The sequence below is a fragment of the Pontibacter sp. LHS2 genome, assembly GCF_058932845.1.
This window is the reverse complement of record NZ_JBZYWG010000002.1, coordinates 143,265-162,768: the sequence shown is the minus strand read 5'-3', so window position 1 is coordinate 162,768 and position 19,504 is coordinate 143,265. Positions and strand designations below refer to the sequence as shown.

At 49.3% G+C, this 19,504-nt stretch carries 16 protein-coding genes; 5 read left to right on the top strand and 11 right to left on the bottom strand.

Annotated elements, in window-relative coordinates:
* Positions 1–173: 173 nt before the first annotated feature.
* The 8 genes from AC5FX6_RS09405 to AC5FX6_RS09370 all read right to left on the bottom strand — a co-directional run bounded on the left by AC5FX6_RS09405 (position 174) and on the right by AC5FX6_RS09370 (position 8,365).
* Positions 174–1,403, bottom strand: a complete 1,230-nt coding sequence (locus AC5FX6_RS09405; protein ID WP_493596793.1) for an exonuclease SbcCD subunit D C-terminal domain-containing protein — start codon at positions 1,401–1,403, stop codon at positions 174–176.
* A 281-nt stretch (positions 1,404–1,684) separates the two neighbouring features.
* Positions 1,685–2,107 carry a hypothetical protein gene (locus AC5FX6_RS09400; protein WP_493596792.1) on the bottom strand — a complete coding sequence of 141 codons (423 nt, stop codon included), beginning with the start codon at positions 2,105–2,107 and terminating at the stop codon, positions 1,685–1,687.
* A 73-nt stretch (positions 2,108–2,180) separates the two neighbouring features.
* On the bottom strand, positions 2,181–2,576 hold the full coding sequence (locus AC5FX6_RS09395) for a rhodanese-like domain-containing protein (protein WP_493596791.1): 396 nt from the start codon (positions 2,574–2,576) through the stop codon (positions 2,181–2,183).
* A gap of 121 nt (positions 2,577–2,697) precedes the next feature.
* Positions 2,698–3,006, bottom strand: a complete 309-nt coding sequence (locus AC5FX6_RS09390) for an ArsR/SmtB family transcription factor (RefSeq protein ID WP_493596790.1) — start codon at positions 3,004–3,006, stop codon at positions 2,698–2,700.
* Between the two features lie 149 nt (positions 3,007–3,155).
* Complete coding sequence (locus AC5FX6_RS09385; protein WP_493596789.1) at positions 3,156–4,664, bottom strand: catalase; 1,509 nt, start codon at positions 4,662–4,664, stop codon at positions 3,156–3,158.
* A 118-nt stretch (positions 4,665–4,782) separates the two neighbouring features.
* Positions 4,783–5,733 carry a YeiH family protein gene (locus tag AC5FX6_RS09380; RefSeq protein ID WP_493596788.1) on the bottom strand — a complete coding sequence of 317 codons (951 nt, stop codon included), beginning with the start codon at positions 5,731–5,733 and terminating at the stop codon, positions 4,783–4,785.
* A 121-nt stretch (positions 5,734–5,854) separates the two neighbouring features.
* Complete coding sequence (locus tag AC5FX6_RS09375) at positions 5,855–7,003, bottom strand: BamA/TamA family outer membrane protein (protein ID WP_493596787.1); 1,149 nt, start codon at positions 7,001–7,003, stop codon at positions 5,855–5,857.
* A gap of 228 nt (positions 7,004–7,231) precedes the next feature.
* Positions 7,232–8,365, bottom strand: a complete 1,134-nt coding sequence (locus AC5FX6_RS09370; RefSeq protein ID WP_493596786.1) for a BamA/TamA family outer membrane protein — start codon at positions 8,363–8,365, stop codon at positions 7,232–7,234.
* A 233-nt stretch (positions 8,366–8,598) separates the two neighbouring features.
* On the opposite strand from AC5FX6_RS09370, the gene AC5FX6_RS09365 reads away from it, so the two are divergent.
* Complete coding sequence (locus tag AC5FX6_RS09365) at positions 8,599–11,625, top strand: amidohydrolase family protein (protein WP_493596785.1); 3,027 nt, start codon at positions 8,599–8,601, stop codon at positions 11,623–11,625.
* Between the two features lie 100 nt (positions 11,626–11,725).
* A complete protein-coding gene (locus tag AC5FX6_RS09360; RefSeq protein ID WP_493596784.1) occupies positions 11,726–13,057 on the top strand; it encodes an amidohydrolase family protein in 1,332 nt (443 codons plus the stop codon).
* Between the two features lie 606 nt (positions 13,058–13,663).
* Here the strand turns inward: AC5FX6_RS09360 and AC5FX6_RS09355 are convergent.
* From AC5FX6_RS09355 to AC5FX6_RS09345, 3 genes are read right to left on the bottom strand one after another with little or no spacing between them, the layout of a single operon-like run.
* Entirely contained in the window at positions 13,664–15,769 is a 2,106-nt protein-coding gene (locus AC5FX6_RS09355) for a ComEC/Rec2 family competence protein (protein WP_493596783.1), read from the bottom strand.
* Positions 15,769–16,197: a GNAT family N-acetyltransferase gene (locus AC5FX6_RS09350; protein WP_493596782.1), complete on the bottom strand. Its 429-nt coding sequence runs from the start codon at positions 16,195–16,197 to the stop codon at positions 15,769–15,771. The genes AC5FX6_RS09355 and AC5FX6_RS09350 overlap by 1 nt, the downstream gene beginning before the upstream one ends.
* A 21-nt stretch (positions 16,198–16,218) precedes the next feature.
* Positions 16,219–17,247: a PhoH family protein gene (locus AC5FX6_RS09345; RefSeq protein ID WP_493596781.1), complete on the bottom strand. Its 1,029-nt coding sequence runs from the start codon at positions 17,245–17,247 to the stop codon at positions 16,219–16,221.
* Between the two features lie 98 nt (positions 17,248–17,345).
* Between AC5FX6_RS09345 and AC5FX6_RS09340 the strand changes: the two genes are divergently transcribed.
* The 3 genes from AC5FX6_RS09340 to AC5FX6_RS09330 all read left to right on the top strand — a co-directional run bounded on the left by AC5FX6_RS09340 (position 17,346) and on the right by AC5FX6_RS09330 (position 19,461).
* On the top strand, positions 17,346–18,122 hold the full coding sequence (locus tag AC5FX6_RS09340; RefSeq protein ID WP_493596780.1) for an SAM hydrolase/SAM-dependent halogenase family protein: 777 nt from the start codon (positions 17,346–17,348) through the stop codon (positions 18,120–18,122).
* Positions 18,123–18,274: 152 nt separating this feature from the next.
* On the top strand, positions 18,275–18,565 hold the full coding sequence (locus AC5FX6_RS09335) for a putative quinol monooxygenase (protein WP_493596779.1): 291 nt from the start codon (positions 18,275–18,277) through the stop codon (positions 18,563–18,565).
* A gap of 305 nt (positions 18,566–18,870) precedes the next feature.
* The gene (locus AC5FX6_RS09330) at positions 18,871–19,461 is read left to right on the top strand and encodes an RNA polymerase sigma factor (RefSeq protein ID WP_493596778.1); all 591 of its coding nucleotides are present in this window, start codon (positions 18,871–18,873) and stop codon (positions 19,459–19,461) included.
* The last annotated feature ends 43 nt before the right edge of the window (positions 19,462–19,504 follow it).

The window sequence follows — 19,504 nt, the reverse complement described above, 5'->3', positions numbered from 1 at the left end:
CATGAACAGATACAGCCACCAGCATCGACGGAGCCTATTTTCGACTAAAACCCTAAAGTAGATTTTGGAGGATAAATTATAAGTAGAAGTTTGGATCATTTTGGAGTCTTTCTAAAGGCTCATTCATTCCTTTGGGTAGTGTAGAGAAAATATCTGAGGATGTCTTAACATCACTAACTCTCAGCTTCCTCCCGCATCAGCTCCAGCAACTCCGAGAAAGTAGTCCGCAGCTCTGTATGATCACTTTCCGGGAAGGCGCTTTCGCAGCGTTTCAGGAACACGTCTTTCTCAGTCAAAGTATGGAGGTCCACTTCTTCGCGTACCTGCTGCTCCAGTGTTTGACGGGCTGTTTTGATGATAGGCGGACGATGAATCAGCAGTTGCAGTTCGTCGCTTTTCAAATTTAGAATTTCTTCCAGTTGCTGGTTGAGGTCAGGTATAGGCGCTTCCAGCTCTACCTGCAGTTCGGCCCAGGCCGGCAAGGTATAGCTGCTGTTATCATATACCGCGATTTTCTGTTTGATCGCTTCCAGTTCGCCCTTAAAGCGTACCAGTTTGCGGCAGACAGGTATAGCGATCTCTTTCAGGTCGGTGAGTTTTCCCTCCTCAAAGTCCAGCACATAGACTACTTTTTTGTCGGCCACTTCGCTGAAGCTAAGCGGAATAGGGGAGCCGGAGTAGCGGATGTGGTGTGACTTGTTGACCTGCTGCGGACGGTGCAAGTGACCGAGGGCCACGTAATCGAATTCCTGCGGGAACTGATTAGCGCCGATCTGGCCAAGGTTGCCCACGTGAATCTCCTTTTCACTGTCAGAAGCGGAGCCACCAGCAGCAAATAAGTGACCCATCGCCACGACAGGTATAGCTTGTGTTTTGTAGGGCTGTACATGCGGCACAAAGGCAGCGTAATGCGCAGCTATACCTTGTTTGATGCGCTGCTCCCGCTCCTCGTAGCTTTCGCCTGACACGGAGAGGCGCACGTCGCGGTCGCGCAGGAAAGGCACGGCGCAAACCACCATTTCCAACTCTCCTTTTTTATCGCGTAGTTCGATCAATTCGTCCAGCAAGTCAGTCGTCGCGCCGCCTATCACTTTTATGTTAAAACAGTCGAGGAGTTCCTTGGGTGCATTGAGCGTGGAAACAGAGTCGTGGTTGCCGCCCGTGATAATAATGTGGCGACAACAGGTAGCGCATACCTTTGTCAGGAAGTTGTAATATTGCTTAAGAGCGGTATTAGAAGGAGCACCCGTGTCGAATACATCGCCGGCCATCAGGAGCACCTCAACTTTTTCGGATTCAATGGTTTGCAGGAGCCAGTCCAGGAAATGCTGGTGTTCTTCGGTTCGTTCGAGGTTGACGAGTCGCTGGCCGAGGTGCCAGTCTGAAGTATGTAGTACGCGCATATCCCTAATCCTTTCTCCTTTGCACTTACAAATTACATTAAGGTATACCTATACTGCAAGTTTATTATATAATTTTTTCTTGATAAGGTATAGAGGTTTTGCAATATTAGGTCGGGAACAAGGGGATTATGAAGTCTTGCGCGATCTTCCACTTGCAGATCAAACCTTATCTAAATGCTGTCATTCTGCTTGAGAATGAAAAAGGCATAAGTTTCACCCAAGCAACTAAGCCGGAAGCTTTAAAACGATAAAAAAGAGAGGATAGGTAAAGTGATCTTTCCTTATTCGTTTATCCAGATGAGGGCTTCTTTCTGACTGGAGAAGTTTCTGAATAAAAACTTATTAATATTCTGTGCTTCTGCACGGGTAGCAACTGCTTCCAGGGCCAATTTTGAGAAAAGGCTGTCAGGCAATACGCGGGCTAGTTTCTGAAGGGGTGTTTTAGAAAGCAATTCGTAAAAAGTCGTCGACATCCATTCCTTGGTAGGAGCGTCCAGCATAACAAGCCGCTCTCCATTGGCCACTGCTCTCGTGATGCCCGTATCACGCAGCGCCTCGTACAGTTTAGTGCCTCCTATAATCATCTCCTCTTTACTTACCGACCTTTGCCATTCTGCTAGCAACAGATTGTTCTCCTGATCAACTTCTATTTTGTAGAAATCAGAAGAGTAGATGGTTTGGAGAGGGCTGGTTTGTAAGAGCATGCTATCAGATAAATCATGTAAAGATACGCATAAATACCCACTATCGGACAAGCTGCTCCGTGTATTTAGCAAACTATTCTACTATAGGCAGTCCGGCTGCTTTCAGTTCCTGGTAACCGCCAATGTTGTATACCTGTTTAAAGCCGGCTTCTTCCATCAGTTTGGCCGCTTTACCGCTTCTGTTGCCGCTGGCACAATACAGGTAGTAAGTTTTGTCTTTGTCCCAGTTTTGCATTTCCTTTTCGAATTCCCCGCTTAGGAAGTCGGCGTGCTGCGTTTTTTGGAGGTGTCCTGCTTCAAACTCAGCAGGAGTGCGCACATCAACCAGCATAACTTCTTGGTTGTCGATTTTTTCATGGTGGGCTTTATATTCTGTAGCTGTGATTGTTCTGACTTTTGCATCGCCCTGCTGTGGGCTGGTGCAGCTCATCAGGCTGGCTGCTAAAAGGGTCATCAGGAATAATTTCATATAAATAGCGGTTAACCTTTGTTATAATAAACGTAAGCACATTGGTTTTGGTGCCTCAGAAACTGGAAGGTCCGATACCAAAAGTAATGATATGAAAATAATTTCATTTTTATATACATGCTTACTGCACAGGTTTGCAGCCTTTGATGCACTCAATGATATTGGAGATGCTGGAGTCCGTTAGAAAATAGAACACATTTTTGCCCTGACGGCGTGTTTCCACCAGACCCTTGTCACGCATGTTGGTGAGGTGGTGGGACAGCAGAGACTGTTCAATTTCTAGCACTTCCTGTAACTGGCTCACGGTGAGTTGGTCTTCTTGCTCCAGCAGATCAATGATACTGATGCGCACCGGATGGGCCACGCACTTGAGCACATAGGCAGTTCTTTCCAACTTCTTTTTGTCTACCCTTACTTTTAGGTCGGTCATGCAGGTTTAAATAATAGGTAATTGCAATACATGAACATTTATTCATGTATAAATTTTAATACAATTTTAATTGGCATTAGGTTCCGGGTATAAAACAGAAAAACCGGCACAGGGCCGGCTTTTCCATAGCACAAAATACAGTGTCAGTATTAGTTAGCGTGTACGGTGCCGCCCGCAAAGGAGCTCACATCCACACCCAATCCCTGCGCAACGCCCAGTCCGAGACCAATGTCTGCGCGGAAGAAGTGACACAGCTGACGGTTTATAATCTCTGCCCGCTTCGGTCCGTCTATACCTTGCATGGCTCCCACGATGTTGCTAATAGTGTTTTTCTTCTCTTCCGGCGTCATCAAACGGAACAGGTCACCCGGCTGGGTATAGTGGTCGTTCTCGCCTTCGGCGTTGCGGTCGTACCAGTCAGCCACCACGTTCGTGCCCAGGTTTTGTGCTGGCTCCTTGTAGCTCTCATCTGCCTTGATGTTGTCGAAAGAGTTCGGGAAGTAGTTTGGTGTACTGCCTCCGTTGCCGTCCACGCGCATGGCGCCATCGCGCTGGTAGTTGTTCACTGCAAACGGACAGCGGTTCACTGGAATCTGCTCGTAGTTGGCGCCGATGCGGTAACGGTGCGCATCCGGGTAAGAAAGAATACGACCCTGCAGCATGCGGTCAGGTGAGAAGCCGATGCCATCCACCAGGTGCGCTGGCGCAAAAGCGGCCTGCTCTACGTGCGCAAAGTAGTTATCCGGAATCTCGTTCAGTTCCAGCACGCCCACGTCGATCAGCGGATAGTCTTTTTGCGACCAAACCTTGGTCAGGTCAAACGGATTCCACTTATAAGAAGCAGCCTCGGCTTCCGGCATGATCTGCACTTTCATAGCCCAGCGTGGGAAGTCACCTTTGTCGATGGCCTGTACAAGGTCGCGCTGCGCCTGATCAGGATCCTGACCTTTCAAAACGGTGGCCTCCGAGTCAGTAAAGTTCTTAATGCCCTGCAGCGTTTTGAAGTGGAATTTCACAAAGAAGCGCTCGTTGTCTTGGTTGATGAACGAGAAAGTATGACTACCGAACCCGTGCATGTGGCGATATGAGAACGGCGTACCACGGTCGCTCATCAAAATCACTACCTGGTGTAAGCTTTCCGGGTTCAAGGACCAGAAATCCCACATCATGGTTGCGCTCTTGGTATTGGTGCGCGGGTCACGCTTTTGGGTATGAATGAAATCCGGAAATTTCTTCGGGTCTTTGATGAAGAAAACCGGCGTGTTGTTACCTACCAGATCCCAGTTGCCTTCTTCGGTATAGAATTTTACGGCAAAGCCTCGTGGGTCACGCTCCGAGTCTGCACTGCCTTTTTCGCCGCCCACTGTGGAGAATCGCAGGAAAACACGGGTCTCTTTACCGATCTCATTGAACAGTTTGGCTTTGGTATACCTGGTGATGTCGTGCGTAACCGTGAATGTACCGTAAGCGCCGGTGCCTTTGGCATGTACCACACGCTCCGGGGTGCGCTCACGATTGAAGTGCGCCAGTTTCTCGTGCAGAATAAAGTCTTCGAGCAAGATCGGGCCACGTGGACCTGCGGTCATGCTGTTTTCGTGCTCGTAGTAAGGTTTGCCAGAGGCGGTGGTTAGTTTCTGATGTGGATTCTCGTTGCTCATATAGCGAAGGGTTTTGAGGTTTCTCCTGAATTGATGCCTCAAAAGTATAGCCTTAAACTATATAGTTCAAATCGATAAATTTTATGATATGATAGCTTTTGTCTATAAGGGTGTATGATTAACCCAAGCCATAAATAATAGCAAGCGATACCGCAGATATGATCAGCCACAAGATAACACCTTGCCAAAACGGCTTTGGACTGATGGCTTGCAAAGCACTTAAGCTAATGTTAGCACCGATCAGAAAAAGGCTAAGCAACAATCCTTTTTTAGCGAGCATGACGATGGTAGGAGAAACAATTTCCATAGCAGGTATAAAAGTGCTGATGACTGATGCCAGCACAAAGAGCAGAATAAAAGCCGGGACGCTCAGTTTCTTTTTTCCTTCCTTGAACATCAGACTGGAAACCAAAACAAGTGGCACGATCCAGAGCGCCCGCGTAAGCTTGAGGGTGGTGGCGATTTGCAAAGCTTCATCGCCGTAGCGGGTCGCGGCACCCACGACCGAACTGGTATCGTGTATGGCGATGGCAGCCCAAATACCAAATTGCTCCTGCGACAGACCCAGCAGGTTGCCAATAGGCGGAAAAATGAAAAGCGCCACTGCATTGAGCACAAACACAATACCCAAGGCCACTGATATCTCCTGGTCTGTGGCTTTGATCGCGGGCGCTACAGCTGCTATGGCACTGCCACCGCAGATCGCCGTTCCCGAAGAAACGAGGTGGGTAAGACGGGGAGGGGTATAGAAAATCTTGCCCAACAACAAGCCGATGACCATGGTAGCGGATAAGGACAAGAGGGTATACACTATACCCATTAGCCCGGTTTCAGCCACCTGGTACAGGTCTATGCCAAAACCCAGACCTACGACTGCTGCCTGCAATAGGTATTTTGAAATCTTACCGGTATGCGCTTTAAATGGATTACCCAGTACAAGTCCTACTACCAAACCAGCTCCCAAAGCCATTGCCGAATTAAGTAGCGGCGTGAAAAGGATCAGGAGTACAAAGCCTACAAATATCGTTTTCTGGAGCAGGGGAGAAGGACGCGGAAACAGCTTGGACATGCTTTGTGGGCGAATTGGCTTATCGCAAGCAAATTTACGTTTCTTTGAGCTTTCTGTATGTGAATTTGTCGCATTTAGCCAGACGATGAATTTGTAAGGCTTTGCTGCAGGTATAACAGGATTAAAAAGCTTCCCCAATCATCACATAAAAATTCACCCCTTCGCGTCCATACCCGATATCTGCCCGGATGTTGAGCTTTTGCTCCGGGTTGAGCGCATAGCGTAAACCTGAGCCGATAGAATATTTGAGTGTAGAGAAGCTGACGTCTTTTGGTTTGTCAAACACATCGCCTATACCTGCAAATGCAGCCATGCCAAAGCGCCAGAACAATGGGAAGCGATACTCCAACTGCGTGCCAGCAAAGTTGTCTTCCAGGAAGCGGTTCTTCGCATAGCCGCGCAAAATGCGGTCCCCGCCGGCCATGGCCATGCGCATGACCGGTATTTCACCGTTGTTGAGGTTGAAACTGGTGTTATGCGCCAGGATATGATTGGGCTTTAGCTGGAAATATTTGCGGAAGTCCAGGTTGAAATTGTTGTAGCCAAAATCCCCCCCGAAGGCACTGCCAAAGCGGTACCCAGACATTTCGAGGTAAGTGCCACTGCTGGCAAAGGCCACATTATCACGACTGTCGAGCAGGAAGACAAGTCCCAATCCACTGTTGACGCCGCCCTGATACCCTGGAATCTGCTGGGTGAGCAGTTGGCTTTCCCGGTCTTCGTTAATGGGGTTGAGTTCTGTGTTGTAGTAATTGGCAATCTGAAAGTCAGGCCCAAGAAAGGTCTTGGCGCCTACTTTCTTCAGAGCAGCCAGACGGGCACTCACATAATCATATTCATAGATTTCCTCATCCGACAGTGGCGTGTCATTACCGATGCCATAAAAGCGGTCGGTATAGACCCGATGCCGTAGTTCGCCGCGCAGCAGAAACTTTTCGTCACGAGTGAATATGGCCCAGTCCAACAGTTGGTCGGTTTGTTTGCGCAAGGTATAGTCTACAATCAGCCGTGCTGTGGAAAGACGGGTATAGCCTTCGCCATCGCTGTTTTGCAGTTTAAAGAAACCTAATAGTGCGGCGCCAAATCCGAGTCTTGTGTCCGGAGTATAATAGAGTACCGGTATCGGAATGACGCCCCGGGTTTTTTCAGCTTTCGGTGGGGTGGTGTCAGGTATAGCGTCGGCTGGTTGGTCCTGCGCCAGCACACGGTTAGCCGTGCCCAGCAACAAACAGAGCCCCAGCAAGCAGCTGGCAAGTACATGTGGTTTCATAAAGCTGAAGGTATAAGGTGAGAGGGGGCAGGTTCTGTGTTATAACAGGTATAAATCAGGACTTTGCCAGTAGAAATGTAGGGAAGTTTAAGGGATATTTACTAGCGAGAGAAGGGATTTTTTTATGGTGTTAGGTTTACATTGTAAATGATGGCTTTTCTAGTCTAGCGCATCTGCAGGAAGGATAACTAAACCCTGAAATCTTTCTTAATTGTAGAAATCCTGCTCCTAAAATGCTTCTCCAATCATCAGGTATACATTGAATCCTTCACGCCCATAGCCTACGTCCACGCGGGTGTTGAGTTTTTGGTCGGGACGGATGGCGTAGCGTAGGCCTGTGCCGATGGAATATTTGAGGGTTGAGAAGCTCACGTCTTTGGGTTTGTCGAACACATCGCCAACACCTGCAAAAGCGGCCATGCCAAAGCGCCAGAACAGCGGGAAGCGGTATTCCACCTGGGAGCCTACGAAGTGGTCGTCGTGGAAGCGGTTACGGGCGTAGCCGCGAAGGAGTTTGTCACCTCCGGCAGTAGCCAGACGTTGTACCGGTACGTCCCCTTCGTTGAGTCGGAGCATGGTGTTGGTGGCCAGCACCCGGTCATTGCCTAGTCCATAATAACGGTTAAACTCCAGGTTGAAATTGTTGTACTGGAAGTCGCTAGTGAAGGTCTTGCCAAAGTGATAGCCCGATATCTCCAGATAAAACCCTTTGCTGGGATAAGCCGTGCTGTTGCGGTGGTCGATCAGGAAGATGGCCCCCAAGCCCACGTTGCGGCCCGTTTTATAGCCCGGAATCTGTTGGGATAGCAGCTGACTGCCTTCTTCTAATTGCACATCATAATACTCTGTGAACTGCAGGTCCGGCCCCAGAAAACTGCGGAAACCCACGTTTTTGAGCACCGCAATCTTCGCGCTGATCATGTCATAGTCATATAGCTCACGATCCTCTTCACGTGTGTCGTTGCCGATGCCATAAAAGCGATCGGTATAGATGCGGTGACGCAATTCGCCGCGCAACATCAGACGCTCTTCCCGGGTGAAAATATTCCAGGACAGCCATTGGTCCGTTTGTTTGTTTAAGGTATAGTCTACTACCAGACGGGCCAGGGAAAGGCGGGTATAGGTGGTATCGGTATAGCTGCGGAGGCGAAAATAGCCTAACAGGGAAGCGCCAAAGCCAAAGCGGGTATCGGGTGTATAGTACACCACAGGAGCGGGAATAAGGCCTTTAACACTTCGTCTTTCCGGATCAGATGGATTTGCCGTCTTCTCTTCGGTAGTTTGCTCCTGCGCCATCACAGGGACAGATTTTAAAGTCAGCGCAGCAAGCAGCAAAAAGGTCAGGTATAGGTATAAGCGCATGCAAAGATTGTTTGTACAACTATTCTTAAAATATCAGGAGTACATACGTAAAGCACTGATTCAGGTCTATGCCAGGTAACAATGACCAGCCGCATGCATGTCTATACATCAATAAAAGCCTTTTTATGGTGAGCCTGAATATTTTAAAGACCTATTGCATGGATATTTAGAGGGAAGATGGCTATATTGTGTGTTTAAACCTAAACTAAACTATACTTCACCTTCACAGAACAATGAGAAAAATCTTAACCATTGCAGCCTGTCTCGCTTTGGGAGCAGCAGGCAGTGCGATGGCGCAGGAGACCTTTCCGCGCAATGGCGTGTATGACGAGCGCACCGGACTGGTGGCACTCACCAACGCCACCATCCACACCGATTACAAAACCAAGATTGAAAACGCCACCCTCCTGATCCGCAACGGAAAGGTGGAGGCCGTGGGCACAAAGGTACAGGTGCCGGCCGGCGCTGTGGTAGTTGATGCCAAAGGCAAGCACATTTATCCGGGCCTGGTTGATATGTTCACCAGCTACGGTTTGCCCGAAGTGAAGGTAGACCGCCGCAATTGGATGTCACCACCACAGGAGGAATCCACCAAGCAGGGGGCTTTCAACTGGAACCAGGCGATTCGTCCGGAAACCAACGCCGTAGAGCTTTTCAAAGTAGATAAGAAGCAGGCGGAGGAAATGCGCAAACTGGGCTTCGGTACCGTATTGGCCGTACACCGCGACGGCATTGCCCGTGGTACGGCTACCCTGGTAACACTGGCTGACAAGCGCGAGAATGAAGTGATCCTGCTCGACAAAGCGGCAAGCGCACTTTCGTTTGAGAAAGGCTCTTCGCCACAAGATTACCCGAACTCACTGATGGGCTCTATCGCCCTGTTGCGCCAGACATACCTGGATGCGCAGTGGAACAACATGAACCCGGGCCGTGAGCAGAATATTTCGCTGGCCGCTTTCACGGGTTCCAATAACTATCCGCAGATATTTGAAGCCAACAGCAAGCTGAACGTGCTGCGTGCCGACAAGGTGGGCGACGAGTTCAAGAAGCAGTACATCATCAAAGGCGGTGGTGACGAGTACCAGATGATCAAAGAGATCAAGGCAACCAATGCTCCGATCATCGTCCCGTTGAACTTCCCGGAGGCTTATAATGTGGAGGACACCTACGATGCCCGTCGTGTGCCACTCGACGCCATGAAGCACTGGGAAATGGCCCCAGCCAACCCGGCGATGCTGCAGAAGGCAGGTATACCTTTTGCCTTCACCACAGCCGACCTGAAAGACAAAAAAGATTTCCTGCCGAACCTGCGCAAAGCCATTGAGTACGGCCTGTCAGAAGAGGAAGCCCTGAAAGCACTGACCGCTACACCGGCCCAGCTTTTGAAAGCCGACAAGCACGTGGGCAGCCTTGACAAAGGCAAACTGGCCAACTTCATCATTACCAGCGGCAACCTGTTTGCCGAAGACAATGTGATCCTGGAGAACTGGGTGCAGGGCAATCAATACAAGATCACGGATGTGCCAGCTGATTACCGTGGTGTTTATACCCTGAAAATCGGTCAGCAGCCAGAGAAGAAACTGCAGATCGCTGGTACACCGGATAAGCCGGAACTGAAAGTAATTGGTCAGGATACGGTGACGGGTAAGATCACCTTCAACGGTAACCTGGTGACGCTTTCTTTCAACAAAGACAAGAAGAGCAAAGAGACCGTGCGTCTGAGTGGCTGGTACGCTGACAAAGCTTTGCAGGGCGAAGGCCAGATGCCGGACGCTACGCCAGTGAAGTGGAATGCGAAGTTCTCCGAGGCCATGACTGAGAAAGCGAAGAAAGACGCTGCCAAAGAGAAACAAGCAATAGAGCTCGGCAACATGATCTATCCTTTCCAGGCTTTTGGTCAGGTAGAGCTGCCGAAGCAGGAGACAGTACTGATCAAGAACGCTACTGTATGGACGAACGAGAAGGAAGGTGTACTGCAGAACACGGACGTGATTTTGAAGAATGGCAAGATCGCCAAAGTAGGTAAAAACCTGTCGGAGTCTGGTGCCCGTGTGATTGATGGCACAGGCAAACACGTCACAGCTGGTATCATTGATGAGCACTCGCACATTGCGCTGCAAGGCGTGAACGAAGGTACGCAGGCCGTAACGGCTGAAGTACGCATGATGGACGTGGTGAACCACGAAGATCCGAACATCTACCGTCAGTTGGCCGGTGGTGTTACTACTTCGCAGTTGCTGCACGGCTCTGCCAACCCGATCGGCGGGCAGTCTGCCATCATCAAACTGCGTTGGGGTAAGAGCCCGGACGAGCTGTTTGTTGAAAATGCAGATGGCTTCATCAAATTCGCTTTGGGTGAGAACGTAAAGCACTCTAACCGCCCTCCAGCGCACAATGTTCGCTTCCCGCAGACCCGTATGGGCGTGGAGCAGGTATACGTAGACGCTTTCCAGCGTGCCAAAGAGTATCAGCAAACCTGGGCGAACTACAACAAACTATCCAAGAAGCAGAAAGCCGCCGCCGGCAAGCCTCGTCGAGACATCGAACTGGAGACATTAGTGGAAATCCTGAACGGCAAGCGCCACATCACCTGCCACTCTTATGTGCAGTCTGAGATCAACATGATGATCAAAGTGGCCGACCAGATGGGCTTCAAGGTGAACACCTTTACACACATTCTGGAAGGCTATAAAGTAGCTGACAAAATGCGTGACCATGGTGCAGGCGGTTCAACGTTCGCTGACTGGTGGGCTTACAAGATGGAGGTAAAAGACGCCATCCCGCAGAACGCCGGTATCATGCACAAGCTGGGTGTAACAACTGCCATCAACTCTGACGATGCCGAAATGGCCCGTCGTCTGAACCAGGAAGCGGCCAAGAGTGTAAAGTATGCTGGTGTGAGCGAAGAAGAAGCCCTGAAAATGGTGACCCTGAATCCTGCTAAACTCCTGCACCTGGACAACCGCATGGGCAGCATCAAAGTGGGCAAAGACGCTGACGTAGTGCTCTGGAATAACCACCCACTGTCGATCTATGCTCGTGCAGAGAAGACCTTCGTGGATGGCATCGCATACTACGACCTGGAACGAGACAACCAACTGCGCACTGACCTGGAAAAAGAGCGTATGCGCCTGATCCAGAAAATGCTGCAGGCCAAAACGTCTGGCGCCAGAACACAGGCTCCTCCAAGAACTAGAGCTTCTGTGGTACACTGCGAAGATGTAGAGCATCACCAGGAAGAAGAGTATCTGGCTTACTAAATTGTTAAATTGTTTAATGGCTAAATTGCTGTTTTGAGGATTGTGAAAATCGCGCTGCGAACCAACAATATGACAAGGCAGTAATGCAACATTTAAAAAGATGAAAATTCACAAAAGATATATTTCAGCGATCGTAGCCTTTATGCTGAGCGTCCCTGCCTTTGCGCAGGTGCCGGTACCAGCTGCGAAGCAAAGCAAGCCGATATTGCTGACGGGCGCTACCCTGCACGTGGGCAACGGCAAGGTAGTAGAGAATGCCGCCGTTGGTTTCGACAATGGCAAGATCACGTATGCAGGGCCGATGAATGGCGCTAACCGCAATGGCCACGAAGTAATTGACGTGGCCGGACAGCACATTTACCCAGGCCTGATTCAGCCAAACTCACAGCTGGGTCTGAACGAGATCGAGAGTGTGCGTGCTACCCTGGATATGCGTGAAGTAGGGCAGTTTAACCCAAACGTGCGCGCCGTTGTCGCTTATAACACTGACTCAGATATTGTGCCGACCATTCGTGCCAATGGGGTTCTATTAACGCAGGTAACGCCGGTAGGAGGTACTATTTCTGGTTCTTCCTCTGTCGTGAATCTGGATGCCTGGAACTGGGAGGATGCCATCGTGAAAGCGGATGTAGGTATTCACCTGAACTGGCCGAACATGATCATCAACACAGGTGGCGCTCCTAATCCGCGTATGGCTACTATGGGCCAGCAGCGTGAAGAAGCGATTGCGGACCTGGGTCAGCTTCTGCGCGATGCGTCTGTATACAAGCAAGCCAAGAACGAGAAAGAAAACCTGAAGCTGTCTTCGCTGACCGGTCTGTTCGATGGTTCACGCAAGCTCTACATCCACGCTAACTACGGCAAAGAAATCATTGAGAGCGTAAACTTCGTGAAGCAACACGGTGTGAAGGACATCGTGATCGTTGGAGCAGGCGACGCTGTTGCTGTTGCTGACTTCCTGAAGGCCAACAATATTGCTGTCATTTACTCGGGTGTGCATGCGCTGCCTTCCCGTTCGGATGAAGATGTGGACATGCCGTACAAGACGCCATACCTGTTGCAGCAAGCTGGTATACCTTTCGCACTGGACTATGACCTGAGTACGCATGGTATCCGCAACCTGCCTTTCATAGCAGGTACAGCCGTAGCGCATGGTCTGGACAAGGAGCAGGCACTGGCTGCTATTACCTTGAATACTGCCAAAATTCTGGGTATAGACCAGCAGGTAGGTTCAGTTGAAGTGGGCAAAGATGCCACCATCGTAGTTTCTGCTGGCGACATTCTGGACATGCGTACGAATAATGTGACGCACGCTTTCATCTCTGGTCGCAAGATCGATTTGAATGACAAGCAGAAGTATTTGTACGAGAAGTTTAACGGGAAATACCAATCTGAGGAACCTGCAACTACAGGTCCTAAAGCTCAGAAATAAGAATTTTTACTATCTCACCTTAAGCAGAAAGCGCTGTCATGTTGTGACAGCGCTTTTTTTTGTGTCGCACCTATGGTGGGAGCGTCTACGCTTGTGACGGTTATAGAGGGGCCTTTGGCCAAGGTATAGCTGCTATACCTACAGTAACCTGACTTGTTCTATAGCTTCGCCTGTGCGGCGGGCACCTACTTTTTTCCTTGATGAAAAAAGTAGGCAAAAAAATCAAGACGCTCCAAACTCGCTGACCGCTCGAACAGTGGAGCGCCGCAATGTGCACTTGGCTGAGGTGATCTGTTTCATAGTTGAAGGGGCGAGTAAGTATTTCGATGCGTGCCAGTGGTATATTTATTCGCTGAACAATCAATATAATGCTTACACCTGTGACTAGTAATATCAGGGAAATCCCCTCTCGGGAGGGGCAGGGGTGGGTTCATTTGCAAGGAGTATTATGAAACTTAATCAACGCAGCAGCACCTGTTAAATAGCTGTAGCCAAATAAAAACTCTCGCGAGGGGCAGGGCTGTGTCAATCATGCACGGGAATCCTGTCAATCCGTGGGGGTAGGGGCCCTCTTTAAATCCTGAAAATCCTGATTCAGACAAGCCACTACAACTCTACCACTAAGGCCCCACGTTCCGCCATATCATAATACACAATACCTGCCTCGGCCAACTGGGGCTTTAATCGTTGTAAATACCAAGGCGCATTAGACGCGTCGAGGATTAGTTGCTTAAACCGGAATAATTGAAGCTCTTCGGGCTTGATCCGCACGTTCTGTGTGAGCAGCAGATAGTCTACCTCAAAATTTTGTGAGGGCTGCATCTTGATGGGTTTTGAAACGACGAAGAAACGTTTGCCTTGCCAGACATACAAATTGTTGCTGTCAGGTAACAGGGCGTGACTGATGCCTGCAACAGGCGCATCCATAAGCGTATATTGCTTGGCTTGCTGCACTCCTTTGTGCCAGAGATAAGGCTGTATATTGTAGGTATAGTTTTGCGGAGCCAATGGCTGATTGCTCACAACCGTCGCCCGTTGCCCTTGCAGGAAGCTGAGAGCGGTGGCGTTTCGCATATTGTATACCACCAGGCTTCGCTGATTTTGTTGAGCTGCTATTTCCATGATCTCCTGTGTTGCCAGTATGGCCACCACAGCAGTTGCCATCCCAAAATAGCGGAGCTGCTTGTAGGCGAAGAACAGGATTAGCAGCAGCAACAAGGTATAGAGTAGCCAGGTTTGGGAGATACTGATGTCGATGCCGTTGATCACAGCTTGCGGCAACTGGTTAACCCACAAATTAAACTCATTCATACCCCAGGTAATGGCGAAGTGAAGCTTGAACAGCACAGTGCTGAGCAGTGGCACCCAAGAGAAGAACAGGGCGGCAACACCAGAATAAAGCACCAACGTAGCGGCAGGAACTACGAGCAGGTTAGCCAACCAGAAATATACCGGGAACTGGTGGAAGTAATACAGCCCTAGCGGAAAGGTGCCTAGCTGTGCAGCCAATGCCGCTGTGAAAAGTGCCCAGCCTTTGTCAAGAATTCTGTTGTCAAATTCGAGCAATTTATAGAATCTTGGCTGCAGGTATACGATGGCGAGCAGCGCCAGAAAGGAGAGTTGGAAGCCGACTTCCAGTAGGAAATATGGGTTATACCATAACAGCACGAAAGCGGCAATGGCCAGTGTGTTATAAATGTTGTGTGGCCTCTTGGATACCATGGCCACCGTGATCAGGCTGAACATGAAAGCGGCACGAAGCACAGAAGGAGAAAGGCCTGTGATGAAAGCGTACAACCAGAGCACACCTAGCATCACGGCGGCATAAACGATGCGCTGTTTGGTGGTTCGCTTGAAGCCAGCCAGCAGAAAGGCCAGTATCCCATAGATCAGTCCAACATGCAGACCCGACACAGCCAGCACGTGCATGGTGCCCGTTTGGGCATAAGCATCGCGGATGGAGTTGTCGAGTTCGTCTTTCACACCCAAAATCAATGCAGAGGAAATGCCGTACTCCCGTCGCTCATTAATAGATTCTTTTAACAAGGCATCTAATTGGCGTCGTAAGTAAATGCTGAAATACAGTACCGGATTCGTCGGGTCCGAATCGATTTTTAGGAACTGGTGCGCCTGCAGAAAATGGCGATGATGGACCTGCTTGTTGGCTAGAAAAGCGCGGTAGTCGAACTGGTTTGGATTGGCAGGTGGAGGTACAGGTATAGCAGCTCCTTTAATCAACAAGCGGTCACCATAGCCTAACTCATACGTCCGTTCTGAGTCATGTGGAACCGAGATTTGTACCTTGCCTTCGACTGCTTGCCAATGGTCGTTAATCTTTACTTGCTCTACCTGCAGTACTGTGCGCTGGTAGCCTGACTTTTGTATGACATAGTCATCAACCACACCCACATAGTGTGTCGGAATACCTGTGAGGTTGTTTAAGTGGGAAGGATGGTGGGCAGCCGTGTGCAAGTCCGTGGTCCATATACCTCCGGCAGCGAAGCACAGCAGGCCGGCTATACCTGCCAGTGTGTTGGCTTCCACTGATTTCAACTTGCGTGCTGTAAGGTATAGCACCAGGTATAGGGCAACAAAAAAGGCAAAGAGCTCAAGGCTATACCTGAACTCTTTGCCTGTGTACAGGTACACGAGTATACCTGCTATAAAGCTAAGGGCTATGCGAACAAAAGGGTAGGGAGCCCACCGTTTCATCAGCCCTTATAGACCATCTTATAGTGCTGTATGTCGCACTCCGTGAACATGTCGCCCTCGGGTATGAAGCCATGGCGCTTATAGAAGTTTACGGCCGGCAGCTGTGCGTTCAGGTATACCTTGCTATTGGCATGATCGTGTTGCACATCTTGCAGCACGGCTTGCAACAGCGCAGCACCTACCTGTCGGTTACGGTAGTCAGCCAGCACAGCAAAGCGCTCCAGTTTGACACCCTGGTCCGTCTGGCGCCAGCGGGCAGCACCGCAAGGTATACCCTCGCAGGTAGCCAGGTAGTGGCGGGCAGTCGACTCAAACTGGTCACGTTCCGCCTCACGGGGTACCTGCTGCTCTTCTACAAAGACCTGTTCACGTATGTTGAACGCGGCAGACCTATCCTGCTCGCGTTCAGCACGTATTACCTCAATCATCCTGTGTTACACGCTCTCTGGTTAGACCTTCTTTGTGCGGCCGTTCACTTTCACAGGCGTACCTGCTTCAGCAGCTTCGGCTTCGAGTTTGGCCGTCTGACGTGCCTCGTCTGCCTGGGTATAGGCATCTACGATGTCACGTACCAGGCGGTGACGCATCACATCCTCCGGCTGCATCTCGATAAAACCAATGCCTTTTACATTACGCAAGGTATGCAGGGCATCGATCAGGCCAGACTTCTGTCTGTGCGGCAGGTCAATCTGCGAGCGGTCACCGTTGATCATCACCTTCGAAGTCGGGCCCATACGGGTCAGGAACATCTTGATCTGGGCTGGCGTCGTGTTCTGTGCCTCATCGAGCAGCACAAAGGCATTGCTCAGGGTACGTCCACGCATATAGGCCAGCGGCGCGATCTCAATAATCTTGCTTTCCTGGTAGTATTTGAGCTTTTCCATCGGGATCATGTCTTCCAGGGCATCGTAGATCGGGCGCAGATACGGGTCTACCTTCTCCTTCATGTCACCCGGCAGGAAACCCAGGTTTTCGCCGGCTTCCACCACAGGGCGGGAAATGATGATCTTCTTTACCTCTTTGTTTTTGAGGGCGCGCACAGCCATCGCCACCGAGATATAGGTCTTGCCGGTACCTGCAGGTCCCAGCGCAAACACCAGGTCATTGTTCTCCACCAGGTCCACCAGTTTTTTCTGGTTAGGCGTTTTGGCTTTGATGATACCTCCTTTACTGCCATACACAATCACGTCTGGCGAAGTCACGATCACATCCTCATCCGTAAAAGGATCAGAAGAAAGGTATCTATTTACGCTGTTATGCGTAATCTTCCCGAACTTGTGATAGTGGTCGATCAGTGAAGAAAGGATCTCATGTATCTTGGTGATCTCAGGCGTTTGGCCCTGAATCTTGATCTCGTTGCCTCTGGATATGATTTTACTGCTTGGAAAAGCAGCAGCCAGTTGCTTGATATTCTGATTCTCTGTCCCCAGAAAATCTATCAGAGAGATATTCTCTAAAGTTATTACTTTCTCTACCAAATGTTTATGTTATATATAGTACGTTGGTAATATATTCTGTAAATTAGCTAAAATTGTTACATATAGATTACAAATCTACTCAAATTATAGTTCGCTCTATGGCTGTAATTACATTCACTTCCGACTTTGGTTATACGGACCATTATGCGGCTGCCGTAAAGGCTGCGATGCTGTCACTGCAGCCTCAGGCTACTATTGTAGACATTTCCCATGGCATTGAGCCGTTCAACATCCCGCAGGCGGAGTACGTGATCGGGTCTGTGTTCCGGGAGTTTCCGGAAGGCACCGTGCACCTGATCGCCGTAGACACCCACGGTTGTAAACAAGGCAAATACCATGCTGCAAAATACAAAGGGCATTACTTCCTGATGGCCGACAACGGGTTGCTATCGCTTATCACCGATGGGGAGGCTGAAATCGTGGTAGAGTTGCAGACTGATGAAGAAATGCTGCCTTTCCCGGCTAAAGAACTACTGGCTCCTGCTGCGCTCTTCCTGGCGAAGGGCGGTGACATTGATGTGCTGGGCGAGCGCACGACCAGCTACAAGCAGCTCCTGAACCGGCAGTTGCGCCTCAATGACCACTCGATAACAGGGCACGTCATTCATGTGGACCGCTATGGCAACCTCATCACCAACATAACCAAAGACAGCGTGGACACCATTGCCCATGGCCGTACCTATACCGTGCACTTCGGCCGTGAGACCGTGGGACGCATCCATCAGAACTATAGCCAGGTAGAAGACGGCGACTGCTGCTGCCTTTACAATCACTTGGGGCAGCTTTGCATCGGCATCAACAAAGGCAATGCCGCCGAACTGCTCGGACTAGGCTTCGACTCGCAAGTGGATGTTCGGTTTTATCCGGGAGCTTAGTTTTGGGTTGCGTGAATGAGTGATCAATTTATTTTTGAAGGAGTGGATGAGTGATTAATTTTGACTGAAAATTCAGTCAGTTATCAGCAATCCAAAATTCTCTTATTGAGAACTCACTGAATCACTCATTTACTAACTCAAAACTAAATACTATGCTCATTCGCATCGTCCGCATGACCTTTCAGCCGGAAAAGACCAACGATTTTCTGGAGATTTTCCGTACGTCCAAAGACAAGATTCGCGCTTTTGAAGGCTGCAACCACGTAGAGTTGCTGCAAGATCTCAACCATCCCAATATCTACAGCACTTACAGTCTCTGGGATTCCGAAGAACACCTCAACAATTACCGCGATTCTGAGCTTTTTGGTCAGGTATGGAAAGCCACCAAAGCTTTATTTGCCGATAAGCCACAAGCCTGGTCCCACCGCTCAGTTGACATCTAAACAGCCGTTCAGCTTAGTTAACACAGAGCTATTGAATTTACTAAAGTGGAATACAGCAAGAGCAGAAAGAGAAATCGGCTTTTTCTGAAACTAAAACTCCGGGATATCTAAAATTAAAATTATTCTAAGTTAATCTTTTAAGATTAAAGGTAATGCGCTGTTAATTACCAAATTACCTTTTAGGCAATTTGTTATTTTTCAAAAGATGGCTACCTTTTTACAGAAGTTGTAAGTTGATTATCTCAAGCTTATTTAGAATTAGTTTAAATAATCAATACTTTTGCACGAGTAAATAAGATTAAGCTTTGGATACGGAACTCTGGGAGAAGATAGCGCAAGGTGATCAAGAGGCATTTTTGAAATTGTACCATAGTCAGTATCAAAAATTGTATGCGTTTGGTTGCCGGGTATGCACTGATCGTGAAGTAGTAAAAGATTGCATTCACGAAATGTTCTGCGAACTGTGGACCAAGCGTCATCAGGTGCAGAAAGTTGAAAACAGCCGTGCCTATCTGTTTACCTACCTCAAACGAAAGCTCCTGAAGGAACTGCAGCGGGTGGGGCAAGTCGCACCTGCTGAGAATCCAGAGCCAACAGGCCCGAAACTCTACGAGCTTTCTTATGAAGAGATTCTGGTGAGGTCGCAGGCTGATGAACACACCAAGGCAAAACTGCGCGCCGTACTACAGCGGTTGACCAAAACACAGCTTGAGATCATCGAACTCAAGTTCTACCGCGAACTTAATTACAACGAAATAGCCTCCCTGCTCTCGCTGCAGCCCCGTACGGTGTACAACCAGGTATACGAAGCCCTGAAACAGCTCCGCAAATACATGAAGGTGTTCTTGCCCATCGGATTGAGCGCTACAGAGTTATTTAAAATATTTTTGAAATAAATCCGGTAAAAATCCGGGAATCCAGACACTGCTATTTAAAGAC